The sequence below is a fragment of the Enterobacter sp. S-33 genome (assembly GCF_028735835.1).
GTDB classification, from domain to species: domain Bacteria; phylum Pseudomonadota; class Gammaproteobacteria; order Enterobacterales; family Enterobacteriaceae; genus Enterobacter; species Enterobacter vonholyi.
In genome coordinates, this window is sequence record NZ_CP117838.1 from 813,837 (window position 1) to 826,435 (window position 12,599).

General features: G+C 57.9%; 11 protein-coding genes. 7 read left to right on the forward strand and 4 right to left on the reverse strand.

The window, feature by feature from the left end; all coding sequences use genetic code 11:
• Nucleotides 1-20: 20 nt before the first annotated feature.
• From fhuC to fhuB, 3 genes are read left to right on the forward strand one after another with little or no spacing between them, the layout of a single operon-like run.
• On the forward strand, nucleotides 21-818 hold the full coding sequence (fhuC, locus tag PUP35_RS03770; RefSeq protein WP_127729650.1) for a Fe3+-hydroxamate ABC transporter ATP-binding protein FhuC: 798 nt from the start codon (nucleotides 21-23) through the stop codon (nucleotides 816-818).
• Nucleotides 818-1,708 carry a Fe(3+)-hydroxamate ABC transporter substrate-binding protein FhuD gene (fhuD, locus tag PUP35_RS03775; protein WP_127729652.1) on the forward strand — a complete coding sequence of 297 codons (891 nt, stop codon included), beginning with the start codon at nucleotides 818-820 and terminating at the stop codon, nucleotides 1,706-1,708. Before fhuC ends, fhuD begins: the two co-directional genes overlap by 1 nt.
• Entirely contained in the window at nucleotides 1,705-3,687 is a 1,983-nt protein-coding gene (gene fhuB / locus PUP35_RS03780) for a Fe(3+)-hydroxamate ABC transporter permease FhuB (RefSeq protein ID WP_248175389.1), read from the forward strand. The genes fhuD and fhuB overlap by 4 nt, the downstream gene beginning before the upstream one ends.
• Before the next feature lie 93 nt (nucleotides 3,688-3,780).
• Here fhuB and hemL read toward each other — a convergent pair whose 3' ends face one another.
• Nucleotides 3,781-5,061, reverse strand: a complete 1,281-nt coding sequence (gene hemL, locus PUP35_RS03785; RefSeq protein WP_252093414.1) for a glutamate-1-semialdehyde 2,1-aminomutase — start codon at nucleotides 5,059-5,061, stop codon at nucleotides 3,781-3,783.
• Nucleotides 5,062-5,237: 176 nt separating this feature from the next.
• Between hemL and clcA the strand changes: the two genes are divergently transcribed.
• Together clcA and erpA are read left to right on the forward strand one after the other, a co-directional pair.
• Nucleotides 5,238-6,638, forward strand: coding sequence for a H(+)/Cl(-) exchange transporter ClcA (gene clcA, locus PUP35_RS03790; protein ID WP_274242084.1), 1,401 nt, complete (start codon nucleotides 5,238-5,240; stop codon nucleotides 6,636-6,638).
• A gap of 79 nt (nucleotides 6,639-6,717) precedes the next feature.
• Nucleotides 6,718-7,062: an iron-sulfur cluster insertion protein ErpA gene (erpA, locus tag PUP35_RS03795; RefSeq protein ID WP_008501923.1), complete on the forward strand. Its 345-nt coding sequence runs from the start codon at nucleotides 6,718-6,720 to the stop codon at nucleotides 7,060-7,062.
• 92 nt (nucleotides 7,063-7,154) lie between these two features.
• On the opposite strand, the gene PUP35_RS03800 is transcribed toward erpA, so the two are convergent.
• Genes PUP35_RS03800 through mtnN form a run of 3 tightly spaced genes read right to left on the reverse strand, consistent with a single transcriptional unit; the run spans nucleotide 7,155 to nucleotide 9,297 of the window.
• Nucleotides 7,155-7,778: a TRIC cation channel family protein gene (locus PUP35_RS03800; protein ID WP_115876409.1), complete on the reverse strand. Its 624-nt coding sequence runs from the start codon at nucleotides 7,776-7,778 to the stop codon at nucleotides 7,155-7,157.
• A 27-nt stretch (nucleotides 7,779-7,805) separates the two neighbouring features.
• On the reverse strand, nucleotides 7,806-8,606 hold the full coding sequence (gene btuF, locus PUP35_RS03805) for a vitamin B12 ABC transporter substrate-binding protein BtuF (RefSeq protein WP_111963999.1): 801 nt from the start codon (nucleotides 8,604-8,606) through the stop codon (nucleotides 7,806-7,808).
• The gene (gene mtnN, locus PUP35_RS03810; RefSeq protein WP_014882620.1) at nucleotides 8,599-9,297 is read right to left on the reverse strand and encodes a 5'-methylthioadenosine/S-adenosylhomocysteine nucleosidase; all 699 of its coding nucleotides are present in this window, start codon (nucleotides 9,295-9,297) and stop codon (nucleotides 8,599-8,601) included. Before mtnN ends, btuF begins: the two co-directional genes overlap by 8 nt.
• An 82-nt stretch (nucleotides 9,298-9,379) precedes the next feature.
• Here mtnN and dgt point away from each other — a divergent pair, with 82 nt between their 5' ends.
• Together dgt and degP are read left to right on the forward strand one after the other, a co-directional pair.
• Entirely contained in the window at nucleotides 9,380-10,894 is a 1,515-nt protein-coding gene (gene dgt / locus PUP35_RS03815) for a dGTPase (RefSeq protein WP_274242087.1), read from the forward strand.
• 131 nt (nucleotides 10,895-11,025) lie between these two features.
• Nucleotides 11,026-12,462 (forward strand): serine endoprotease DegP, encoded by a 1,437-nt coding sequence (gene degP / locus PUP35_RS03820; RefSeq protein WP_024907518.1) that lies wholly within the window; start codon nucleotides 11,026-11,028, stop codon nucleotides 12,460-12,462.
• Nucleotides 12,463-12,599 lie beyond the last annotated feature (137 nt).

The window sequence follows — 12,599 nt, forward strand, 5'->3', positions numbered from 1 at the left end:
TTTTATTTAAGTTGGCTGATATGCAGGATAATCAAACGCAACCCGACACCACCTTTACGCTTAACCATCTCTCCTTTCGCGTACCCGGGCGCACCTTGCTGCATCCGCTCTCTTTGACGTTTCCCGCAGGTAAAGTCACTGGCCTGATTGGTCATAACGGTTCCGGTAAATCTACGCTGCTCAAGATGCTGGGGCGCCATCAGCCGCCTTCTGAAGGCGATATTCTGCTGGATGACCAGCCGCTGGAGAGCTGGAGCAGCAAAGCGTTTGCCCGCAAAGTGGCCTATCTGCCGCAGCAGCTGCCGCAGGCGGAAGGGATGACGGTGCGTGAGCTGGTGGCAATTGGGCGTTATCCCTGGCACGGGGCGCTTGGGCGCTTTGGCGTTGCTGACAGAGAGAAAGTGGAAGAGGCGATTGCGCTGGTCGGGCTGAAACCGCTGGCGCACCGTCTGGTGGATAGCCTGTCCGGCGGCGAGCGCCAGCGCGCGTGGATTGCGATGCTGGTGGCGCAGGACAGCCGCTGCCTGCTGCTGGATGAGCCAACCTCCGCGCTGGATATTGCCCATCAGGTCGACGTGCTGGCGCTGGTGCACCGCTTAAGCCAGGAACGTGGTCTGACGGTCATTGCGGTCCTGCACGATATCAACATGGCGGCACGCTACTGTGACTACCTTGTTGCGCTGCGCGGTGGCGAAATGATTGCGCAGGGTACACCATCCGAGCTGATGCGCAGCGAAACGCTGGAACATATTTACGGTATTCCGATGGGTATTCTGCCTCACCCGGCCGGGGCTGCACCGGTGAGCTTTGTCTACTGATGCTGAATAACACACGCATTAGCCGCCGTCGCCTGCTGACGGCGATGGCCCTTTCACCGCTGCTGTTAAAAATGAATACGGCGCGTGCTGCCACCGTCGATCCGCACCGTATTGTGGCCCTGGAGTGGCTGCCGGTCGAACTGATGATGGCGCTCGGCGTCACGCCCTACGGCGTCGCGGACATTCCCAACTATAACCTCTGGGTGAACGAGCCAAAGCTGCCGGACTCGGTAATCGACGTCGGCCTGCGAACGGAGCCAAACCTTGAGCTGCTCACCCAGATGAAACCCTCGTTCCTGTTCTGGTCTGCGGGCTACGGTCCCTCAGAGGAGGTCATGGCGCGCATTGCGCCCGGGCGCGGATTCGCTTTCAGCGACGGTAAAAAACCGCTGGCCGTAGCGAAAAATTCGATTAACGAGATGGCGCATTTCCTCAACCGCGAGGTGGAGGCCAAAAAACACCTCGACGAATTTGATGCCCTGCTCGACTCCCTGAAGCCGCGCTTTGCTCACCGGGGCGATCGTCCGCTGCTGATGGTGACGCTGCTGGATGCCCGCCATATGCTGGTCTTCGGTAAAAACTGTCTTTTCCAGGAGGTGCTGGACAGCTTCGGCATTCGTAATGCCTGGGAAGGGGAGATGACGTTCTGGGGCAGTACCGCCGTGGGTATCGACCGTCTGGCGGCGTTTCGCGACGTGGACGTGCTGTGTTTCGACCACGGCAACGAACGCGACATGCAAACCCTGATGGCGACTCCGCTCTGGCAGGCGATGCCGTTTGTGCGCGAGAAGCGCTTCCAGCGCGCTCCGGCGGTCTGGTTCTACGGCGCGACGCTGTCGGCCATGCATTTTGCCCGCGTGCTTGATAACGCTCTGGGAGGTAAAGCATGAGTACGCGTATCGCCCGTTTCCCGGCGCTTCTGCTGATGCTGATTTTTCTTGCCGCGCTGGCGTTAACCGGGTTCAACCTCTCTGCCGCGTTACCTCGCGCGCAATGGGGAGCCGCGCTGGCCTCGCCGGATATCGACAATATTCAGCAGATGCTGTTCCACTACAGCCTGCTGCCGCGTCTGGCAATCTCCCTGTTAGTCGGTGCCGGTTTAGGGCTGGTGGGCGTGCTGTTCCAGCAGGTTTTACGTAACCCGCTGGCAGAGCCAACCACGCTCGGCGTCGCGACCGGCGCACAGCTTGGGATCACCATCACCACCCTGTGGACGCTGCCGGGAGCGTTAACCTCGCAGTTTGCAGCACTCGCGGGTGCGTGCGTGGTGGGCGCGCTGGTCTTTGGCGTGGCCTGGGGCAAACGCCTTTCTCCCGTGACGCTTATCCTGGCCGGGCTGGTGGTGAGCCTGTACTGCGGGGCGATTAACCAGCTGCTGGTGTTGTTCCATCACGATCGGCTGCAAAGCATGTTCCTGTGGAGTACCGGCACGCTCACCCAGACCGACTGGAGCGTTGTGCTGCGCCTGTGGCCGCAGCTGGCTGGCGGCGTCGTGCTGACGCTGCTGCTCCTGCGCCCTCTGACGCTCATGGGGCTGGACGATGGCGTGGCGCGCAATCTCGGTCTGGCCCTGTCGCTGGCTCGCCTGGCGGCGCTGACGCTGGCGATCGTATTGAGTGCCCTGCTGGTGAACGCGGTCGGCATCATCGGGTTTATCGGCCTGTTTGCGCCGCTGCTGGCGAAAATGCTCGGCGCGCGTCGCCTGCTGGCGCGTCTGATGCTGGCGCCGCTCATTGGGGCGCTGATCCTCTGGCTTTCCGATCAGCTTATTCTCTGGCTGGCGCAGGTCTGGAGGGAAGTGTCCACCGGCTCTGTGACCGCGCTTATCGGGGCGCCGCTGCTGCTGTGGCTGCTCCCGCGCCTGCGCAGCATGAGCGCACCGGCGATGGACGCTGGCGACAAAGTCTACGCTGAACGTCAGTCGGTGCTGTGGTTTAGCCTTGCCGGTCTGGCGGTGCTGATTATCGCCTCGTTCGCGGCGCTCTCATTCGGACGCGATGCCTCGGGCTGGCACTGGGCAACGGGCGATTTACTCAACGACCTGCTGCAGTGGCGCTGGCCGCGTATCTTTGCTGCGCTGATCGCAGGGGTAATGCTGGCGGTAGCGGGGTGCATTATTCAGCGTCTTACCGGCAACCCGATGGCGAGCCCGGAAGTGCTTGGGATCAGCTCCGGCGCCGCCTTTGGCGTGGTGCTGATGCTGTTCTTTGTGCCGGGGAATGCGTTTGGCTGGCTGATGCCTGCCGGCAGTCTCGGTGCGGCAGTTACGCTGATGATTATCCTGATTGCCGCCGGTCGCGGCGGGTTTTCACCGCACCGCATGCTGCTGGCGGGGATGGCGCTCAGCACCGCGTTCACGATGCTGCTGATGATGCTGCAGGCGAGCGGCGATCCGCGTATGGCGAAGATCCTGACCTGGATTTCCGGCTCAACGTACAACGCCACCGGCAGCCAGGTAATCTGGTCCGGGATGGTGATGCTCGTGCTGCTGGCGTTTGTGCCGCTGTGCCGCCGCTGGATGACCATTCTGCCGCTCGGCGGCGAAACCGCGCGCGCGGTGGGAATGGCGCTGACGCCAGCGCGTGTGGCCTTGCTGCTGCTGGCTGCGTGCCTGACGGCTGTGGCAACCCTGACGATTGGACCGCTGAGCTTTGTCGGGTTAATGGCGCCGCACATTGCCAGAATGATGGGATTCCGCCGGACGATGCCGCATATTGTTATGTCGGCCCTGACGGGCGGGGTGATGCTGGTGTTTGCGGACTGGTGCGGAAGAATGGTGCTGTTCCCGTATCAGATCCCGGCGGGTCTGCTGTCGACCTTTATCGGTGCGCCGTACTTTATTTATCTGTTGAGAAAGCAGAGTAGGTAATAAAAGTAAACGGCAATCCTTTGATTGCCGTTTTAGTGTTTGCTCCCTCTCCCCGTGGGAGAGGGTTGGGGTGAGGGCATCAAGCCGCACATCTTACAGTTTCGCAAACACCTTACGCGCCGCGTCAATGGTATTATTGATATCTTCTTCGCTGTGCGCCACGGACATAAAGCCCGCCTCGAATGCGGACGGTGCCAGGTAGACGCCTTCTTCCAGCATCAGATGGAAGAAGCGTTTGAAGCGTTCAACGTCGCACTTCACCACGTCCTGATAGCAGGTCACGGTTTTCGCGTCGGTGAAGAAAATCCCGAACATCCCGCCTACGTGGTTAACCACCAGCGGAATGCCGGCCTCTTCTGCCGCTTCCAGCAGGCCGTTTGCCAGCTGCGTGGTACGGTCGGTCAGGGTTTCGTGAATGCCTGGCTGAGCCACTTCGGTCAGGCAGGCAAAGCCCGCCGCCATGGCGATTGGGTTACCGGAGAGCGTGCCCGCCTGGTAAACCGGGCCGGTTGGCGCCAGAGCTTCCATCACGTCCTTACGCCCACCGAATGCGCCGACCGGCATGCCGCCGCCGATGATTTTACCGAGGCAGGTCAGGTCCGGCTCGACGTCGTAGTAAGACTGGGCACCCGCCAGCGCCACGCGGAAGCCGGTCATGACTTCATCGATGATCAGCAGCGCGCCGAACTCGTCGCACAGGGCACGCAGGCCCGGGAGGAAGTCAGGCTGCGGTGGGATACAGTTCATGTTGCCGGCAACCGGCTCAACGATGATGCAGGCGATCTCCTGCGGATACTGCTCGAACGCCGCGCGAACGGTAGCAAGATCGTTGTAGGTGCAGGTCAGGGTGTGCTTCGCGAAATCTGCCGGTACGCCCGGGGAGTTCGGCTGGCCGAGCGTCAGCGCGCCGGAACCGGCTTTCACCAGCAGGCAGTCCGCATGACCGTGGTAACAGCCTTCAAACTTGATGATTTTATCGCGACCGGTAAAACCGCGCGCCAGGCGGATGGCGCTCATGGTGGCTTCGGTACCGGAGTTCACCATACGCACCATGTCCATGGTAGGCACCAGTTCAGTCACCAGCTCCGCCATTTTCACTTCCATTTCGGTTGGCGCGCCGAAGCTCAGGCCGCGCTGGGCGGCTTCAATTACCGCGTTACGAATAGCCGGGTGGTTGTGACCCAGCACCATCGGGCCCCAGGAACCGACGTAATCGATATAGGCTTTGCCATCGACATCATACAGATACGCGCCGTCAGCACGTTCGATAAACAGCGGCGTACCGCCCACGCCCGTGAAGGCGCGCACAGGTGAGTTCACGCCACCCGGAATAAGCTCGCGGGCTGCACTGTAGAGGTTTTCAGACTTGCTCATGGCGTCGTTCCTGGTTCGTATAAAATGGTTAAGCCCACTATTCTAAGTGATTCGGGGATGGTTATGAAATTTTTAGCCGGGTAATGCTTTAAGATTTGTTAAGTAATTTTCAGGAGACGGTAGGGCAGTCTCTGGTAAAATCCACGCGGCTTTTGTATGACGAATAAGTGCAGGACATGAAATCAGATTCTCCGTCTTTTGAAGAACAACAGTTTACGCGCGCTCAGCACCGAATCAGCATTCGGCGGCTGCTTAACCGCGATAAAACGCCGCTGGCGATCCTTCTGGCTGCTGCCGTGGTGGGAACACTCGCCGGGCTGGTGGGCGTGGCGTTTGAAAAAGCGGTTAATGCCGTGCTCAACTGGCGAGTGGGCACCGTGGCCGGTTTCGCCAATAGCGAATGGCTGGTCTGGGTGTGGGCATTCGGGCTGTCTGCGCTGTTTGCCATGGTGGGGTATTTCCTGGTGCGTAAATTCGCGCCGGAAGCAGGGGGATCGGGCATCCCGGAAATTGAAGGCGCGCTGGAGGAGCTGCGTCCGGTGCGCTGGTGGCGGGTGATTCCGGTTAAATTCATCGGCGGCATGGGAACTCTGGGCGCGGGAATGGTACTCGGACGGGAAGGACCCACGGTTCAGCTGGGCGGGAACGTCGGTCGCATGGTGGGCGATCTCTTTCGGATGCGCAGCGCCGAAGCGCGCCATACGCTGCTGGCGACCGGCGCGGCGGCGGGGCTGTCGGCGGCGTTTAACGCGCCGCTGGCGGGCATTTTGTTCATCATCGAAGAGATGCGCGCGCAGTTTCGCTACAACCTGATCTCCATTAAAGCGGTGTTTACCGGCGTCATTATGTCGAGCATTGTCTTCCGCCTTTTTAATGGCGAAGGGGCGGTAATTGAAGTGGGGAAACTGACCAATGCGCCGGTCAACACCCTGTGGCTTTATCTGATCCTCGGCATGATTTTTGGCGTGGTGGGGCCGCTGTTTAACACCTTTATCCTGCGCGCTCAGGATATGTTTCAGCGCATTCACGGCGGCAACACGACGAAATGGGTGCTGATGGGCGGCCTGCTGGGCGGCATGTGCGGCGTGCTTGGGTTCATCGAGCCGAATGCCGCAGGCGGCGGGTTCGGGCTGATTCCCATTGCGGCGGCGGGGAATTTCAGCGTGGGTCTGCTGCTGTTTATGTTTATCTCCCGCGTCATTACCACGGTATTGTGCTTCTCCTCGGGCGCGCCGGGAGGGATTTTCGCCCCGATGCTGGCGCTGGGTACGCTGCTCGGCACCGCGTTTGGTATGGCGGCTGAAGCGAGGTTTCCCGCCTATCATCTTGACGCCGGGACGTTTGCCGTCGCCGGAATGGGGGCGCTGCTGGCCGCCTCCCTGCGCGCGCCGTTGACCGGGATCGTGCTGGTGCTGGAGATGACGGACAATTACCAGCTCATTTTGCCAATGATCATTACCTGTCTCGGCGCGACACTATTAGCCCAGTTCCTGGGTGGAAAACCGCTATACTCCACCATCCTTGCGCGTACTCTGGCAAAACAAGAGGCGGAGCGGGCCGCCGCGCAGAATACTTGAATGAATTACCAGGGTATTAGATAATGACGAAAAGAATTGGGTGAATTTTACCCAATAGCAGTATTCATGGGAGCATAAGATGAGTGATGACGTAGCTGTGCCGCTGGAATTTACCGAAGCAGCAGCCAACAAAGTGAAAACCCTGATTGCCGACGAAGACAATCCGGATCTGAAACTGCGTGTTTATATTACCGGTGGTGGCTGCAGCGGCTTCCAGTATGGTTTTACCTTTGACGACCAGGTTAACGATGGCGATATGACTATCGAGAAACAGGGCGTCGCGCTGGTGGTTGACCCGATGAGCCTGCAATATCTGGTGGGCGGTTCGGTGGATTACACCGAGGGTCTGGAAGGTTCGCGCTTTGTGGTGACCAACCCGAACGCCACAAGCACCTGTGGGTGTGGATCTTCGTTCAGTATCTAAGAGAGTGCGGGCTGATGCCCTCACTCCGGCCCTCGCTCACAGGGAGAGGGAGAAATACTAAAAACGGTAACCTGACGGTTACCGTTTTGCTTTTATCTTGCATTATCATCCAGCGCAAACGTCGGCAGCTTCAGGTGCCAGCGTATCGCCGCTAAACGTATCACCAGCGTCACGACCATCCCCAGCATTGCGGCGTTTTCCAGCGGAATTGCAAAGGTATAGTACGCGGTCGCGTGAACAATGCCGCCCGCAATACAGGCCGTCGCGTAAATTTCAGTACGCAGGATCATCGGCACTTCACGCGCCAGAATGTCGCGAATGATGCCGCCGCCCACGCCGGTTAATACGCCCATGCAGATTGCCACCATCGGACCGGTGCCCGCATTAAACGCCTTATTGACGCCAATACCGACAAACACGGCCAGACCGACGGCATCCAGTACCGGCAATATCCATTTTGGTAATCGGCGGGGCTGGCGAACCAGCACAATGGTTAACAGGCAGGTGACCATTGCGACCACCAGATCGGTCGGATCTTTCACCCAAAACACCGGCCCATTCGCCAGCGCCATATCGCGGATAGTCCCGCCGCCCACGGCGGTCACGACGCCCAGCACCAGCACGCCAAACGGATCCATGCGTAGTTTTCCGGCGAGCAGGACGCCGGAGATAGCAAAAACGGCTGTGCCAAGAATATCCAGCCAATAAACGAGCATCGTTAAATCCTCGAAAAGGGTCTTATGTTAGTGACTCTCTGCCAGCGCGGCACAGAGCTGTTTTGCGGCGAGGATAATACGCGGGCTGGCGCGTTCAAACCAGTCGCTGTTGAGAGGTATCACCGGTATTTTTAGCTGTCTTTGCCAGAATTGCTCAATTTTGGGAATTTCGCTCGCATTTCCGACCACGACGATGGCCTGCGGCTGGCGCGCCAGAACCTGCTCACGGCTTACCTGAGGCCACGGCACCCGGCTGGCTGCAAAGATGTTTTCACCGCCACAGACTTCCAGCACCTGGTTCTGAATCGACCCTTTCCCGGTGGTAAACAGCGGCTGGCTGCCAAACTGAAGGAAGATGCGCTTTTTAACAGGGGTATCGTATCGGGATTTCAGCGCCGCATAGTCGCTCAGCATCTGTTTCGCCGCAGCCTCTGCTTTTTTGGGCGTAGGGCTATAGGGTGCCAGGGCGCGGAGCGCCTGAGCGACCTGCTCAATGCTGACGGCATCTATCCACATCACCTTTATGCCAAGGGAAGTGAGCTGGTTGACCTGCCGCTCGGCGTTGCCGCCACGCCAGGCCAGCACGAGATCCGGTTTAAGCGCCACGATACGCTCAAGGTTCATCCCCTGCCAGGTTGCCACTTGTTCAATACCCGCGGCCTGCGGTGGGTAATCCGAAAAGCTGCTCACGCCAACGGGGGTGATCCCGGCGGCAAATGCCAGTTCCGTATTCGCGGGAGAGAGGGTAATTACGCGCGGTAGCGCATAGAGCCACAGCGGTGCGAAAAGAAGCAGGGCGGCAAGCGCCCTGAGGGTATGTTTAGCCACGTGCCAGATTCTGCACCAGGCGTTCCACCATCACGGTGGACTGTTTTGCCGCAACGGTCAGGAACTCGTCGAAGCTGATGTGGGACTGCTGGTCTGCCACGTCAGAGATGGCGCGAACCACCACAAACGGTACGCTGAAGTTATGGCAAACGTGAGCAATCGCGGTCGCTTCCATCTCAACGGCTACCGCCTGAGGGAAGTTATGACGGATTTTCGCCAGACCCACGGAACCATTGATGAACGCATCACCGCTGACAATCAGACCGCGTACCGCGTTGAGGTTGAGCTCCGCAATGCAGGTCTCTGCCGCCGCAATCAGTTTGTCGTCAGCCTTAAATCCTGCCGGGCAGCCAGGAAGCTGGCCGTACTCGTAACCGAACGCGGTGACGTCCGCATCGTGATAGCGCGCTTCGTCGGAAACAACGATATCACCCACCTTCAGCGTCGGCGCCAGGCCGCCCGCAGAGCCGGTATTCACGATCACGTCCGGCTTGCAGCGCTCAAGCAGCAGGGTGGCACCCAGCGCCGCAGCGACTTTACCGATGCCTGATTTCAGCAGAGCCACGTCAACACCGTTTAGCTGACCGGTATAGATCTCACAACCACCCAGAGAGAGGGTCTGACGGTTCTCAATTTTGTCACGCAGGAGCGTAACTTCTTCTTCCATTGCACCAATAATGCCGATTTTCATAGATTTACTCGCGATGTGCCTTGTTAAGATGCATAGTCTATCATGCGGTTAAGGGGAAACGCATTCTCACGCGGGGGAGCACATGTCACCAATCGATTTTCGCACCAAAATTAACTGGCACCGACGTTTCCGTTCGCCGCAGGGCGACAAGAGCGAACATGAGATCCTGCGTATCTTTGAAAGCGATCGCGGGCGGATCATTAACTCGCCCGCCATCCGCCGTCTGCAGCAAAAGACCCAGGTCTTTCCGCTGGAACGTAACGCCGCGGTGCGCACGCGTTTAACCCACTCCATGGAGGTGCAGCAGGTCGGGCGCTACATTGCCAAGGAGGTTTTGAGCCGTCTCAAAGAGCAGCGTTTACTGGAAACCTATGGTCTGGACGAGCTGACGGGGCCTTTTGAGAGCATCGTTGAGATGGCCTGCCTGATGCATGACATCGGCAACCCGCCTTTCGGTCACTTTGGTGAGGCGGCTATCAATGACTGGTTTAAACAACGGCTTTACCCTTCGGATGCGGTGAGCCAGCCGCTGAGCGACGATCGCTGCATCGTACGCGATTTACGCCTGCGTGAAGGCGAAGAGGGGCTGAACGATCTGCGCCGCAAGGTACGTCAGGATCTCTGTCATTTTGAGGGCAACGCGCAGGGGATCCGTCTGGTCCACTCCCTGATGCGCATGAACCTGACCTGGGCGCAGGTCGGCTGCATTCTAAAATATACGCGCCCCGCGTGGTGGATGGGGGATCCCCCCGCGTCCCACAGTTATTTAATGAAAAAACCGGGCTATTACCTTTCTGAAGAGGCCTATATTGAGCGGCTGCGTAAAGAACTTTCATTGACGCCAAACGGTCGTTTTCCATTGACCTGGATTATGGAAGCCGCCGATGATATCTCCTATTGCGTGGCCGATCTGGAAGATGCCGTTGAGAAAAGAATTTTCAGCGTCGAGGAGCTTTATCAGCATCTTTATGCGGCCTGGGGTACTCACGAAAAAGGCTCGCTGTTTGCGCAGGTTGTCGAAAATGCCTGGGAAAAATCGCGGTCAAATACATTAAGTCGCAGTACGGAAGACCAGTTCTTTATGTATTTGCGGGTCAATACATTAAATAAACTGGTGCCATACGCGGCGTCGCGCTTTATTGATAATTTGCCGCTCATTTTCAGCGGGGAATTCAACCACGCGCTGCTGGAAGATGACAGCAGTTTCAGCCAGCTCCTTGAGCTTTATAAACATGTTGCGATGCGGCATGTATTCAGCCATCCGGATGTCGAGCAGCTAGAGCTGCAGGGCTATCGGGTAATCAGTGGGTTACTGGAAATTTATTCCCCATTGCTCCAGCTTTCGGTCGACGAATTCAGCGAGCTGGTGGAACACGAGCGCGTGCGCAGAATACCCATCGAATCGCGGCTTTATCAAAAACTCTCTACCCGGCATCGTCTGGCGTATGTCGAAGCGATTGGCAAGCTGGAACGCAACTCTCCCGAATGGCCGGTAATGGAATATTATTATCGCTGCCGTCTTATCCAGGACTATATCAGCGGCATGACGGATTTGTATGCCTGGGATGAATACCGCAAGCTGATGGCGGTGGAATAATCCCGGAGTTTTGTAAAGACGGCCAATAAATTTTTACCTTTTCCATAAACTTATCGCCGGAACTAAGCGGTATAAAACGAATCTGAGTTACACAGCAATTTTGCGTTACCTGTAAATCGAGATTGAGAAACATGAAAAAAACCACATTAGCAATGAGTGCACTGGCTCTGAGTTTAGGTTTAGCGCTGTCTCCTCTGACTGCTACTGCAGCCGAGACCGCGTCGTCGGCAGCAACCGCGCAGCAGATGCCAAGCCTGGCACCGATGCTCGAAAAAGTGATGCCATCGGTGGTGAGTATTAACGTTGAGGGCAGCACGACCGTCAATACGCCGCGTATGCCGCGTAACTTCCAGCAGTTCTTTGGCGACAACTCGCCGTTCTGCCAGGACGGTTCGCCATTCCAGAGCTCTCCGTTCTGTCAGGGCGGCGGTGCAGGGGATGACAGCCAGGGCGGCGGCCAGCAGCAGAAATTCATGGCGCTTGGCTCGGGGGTAATCATTGATGCAGCGAAAGGCTACGTCGTTACCAACAACCACGTTGTCGATAACGCTAACAGCATTAAGGTTCAGCTGAGCGATGGCCGTAAGTTTGACGCCAAAGTGGTCGGCAAAGACCCGCGCTCCGACATCGCGCTGATCCAGATTCAGGATCCGAAAAACCTGACGGCAATTAAAATTGCCGACTCCGACGCGCTGCGCGTGGGTGACTACACCGTGGCGATCGGTAACCCGTTCGGCCTGGGTGAAACCGTGACATCCGGTATCGTCTCTGCGCTGGGTCGTAGCGGCCTTAACGCGGAAAACTACGAAAACTTCATCCAGACGGATGCAGCGATCAACCGCGGTAACTCCGGCGGTGCGCTGGTGAACCTGAACGGTGAGCTGATCGGTATCAACACCGCGATCCTGGCACCGGACGGCGGCAACATCGGGATCGGCTTTGCTATCCCAAGTAACATGGTGAAAAACCTGACCGCGCAGATGGTGCAGTATGGCCAGGTGAAACGCGGCGAGCTGGGTATCCTCGGTACGGAGCTGAACTCCGAACTGGCTAAGGCGATGAAAGTTGACGCCCAGCGCGGGGCATTCGTCAGCCAGGTGATGCCGAATTCCTCTGCGGCGAAAGCGGGCATTAAAGCAGGGGATGTGATCACCTCCCTGAACGGTAAGCCGATCAGCAGCTTTGCCGCCCTGCGCGCCGAAGTGGGCTCAATGCCGATTGGCAGTAAAGTGACCCTCGGCCTGCTGCGCGACGGTAAGCCGGTTAACGTGAGCCTGGAGCTGCAGCAGAGCAGCCAGAATCAGGTGGATTCCAGCACCATCTTCAGCGGGATTGAAGGTGCCGAGATGAGCAATAAAGGCGCAGACAAAGGCGTGGTGGTGAATAACGTGAAAGCGAATTCACCGGCAGCCCGTATCGGCCTGAAAAAAGGCGATGTGATCATGGGCGCTAACCAGCAGCCGGTTAAAAACATCGCTGAACTGCGCAAAATTCTCGACAGCAAGCCTTCCGTGCTGGCGCTGAATATCCAGCGTGGTGATACCTCTCTTTATCTGCTGATGCAGTAATCCTCTGAAGCCCCTGTTCGCAGGGGCTTTCTCGTTTCTGTGACTGTAACCACAACTCCATACTTTTCCCTCTCTCTTTGTGCATTTGCACAATGCAGCCGCAGCTGAACTTCCCTATGCTTGAGCTCTGCTCACGG

Excerpts from the sequence above, each read along its gene's own strand:
- fhuC (WP_127729650.1), top strand. The coding sequence starts at position 21 with ATGCAGGATAATCAAACGCAACCCGACACCACCTTTACGCTTAACCAT.
- fhuD (WP_127729652.1), top strand. The coding sequence starts at position 818 with ATGCTGAATAACACACGCATTAGCCGCCGTCGCCTGCTGACGGCGATG.
- fhuB (WP_248175389.1), top strand. The coding sequence starts at position 1,705 with ATGAGTACGCGTATCGCCCGTTTCCCGGCGCTTCTGCTGATGCTGATT.
- hemL (WP_252093414.1), bottom strand. The coding sequence starts at position 5,061 with ATGAGCAAGTCTGAAAACCTCTACAGTGCAGCCCGCGAGCTTATTCCG.
- clcA (WP_274242084.1), top strand. The coding sequence starts at position 5,238 with ATGAAATCAGATTCTCCGTCTTTTGAAGAACAACAGTTTACGCGCGCT.
- erpA (WP_008501923.1), top strand. The coding sequence starts at position 6,718 with ATGAGTGATGACGTAGCTGTGCCGCTGGAATTTACCGAAGCAGCAGCC.
- PUP35_RS03800 (WP_115876409.1), bottom strand. The coding sequence starts at position 7,778 with ATGCTCGTTTATTGGCTGGATATTCTTGGCACAGCCGTTTTTGCTATC.
- mtnN (WP_014882620.1), bottom strand. The coding sequence starts at position 9,297 with ATGAAAATCGGCATTATTGGTGCAATGGAAGAAGAAGTTACGCTCCTG.
- dgt (WP_274242087.1), top strand. The coding sequence starts at position 9,380 with ATGTCACCAATCGATTTTCGCACCAAAATTAACTGGCACCGACGTTTC.
- degP (WP_024907518.1), top strand. The coding sequence starts at position 11,026 with ATGAAAAAAACCACATTAGCAATGAGTGCACTGGCTCTGAGTTTAGGT.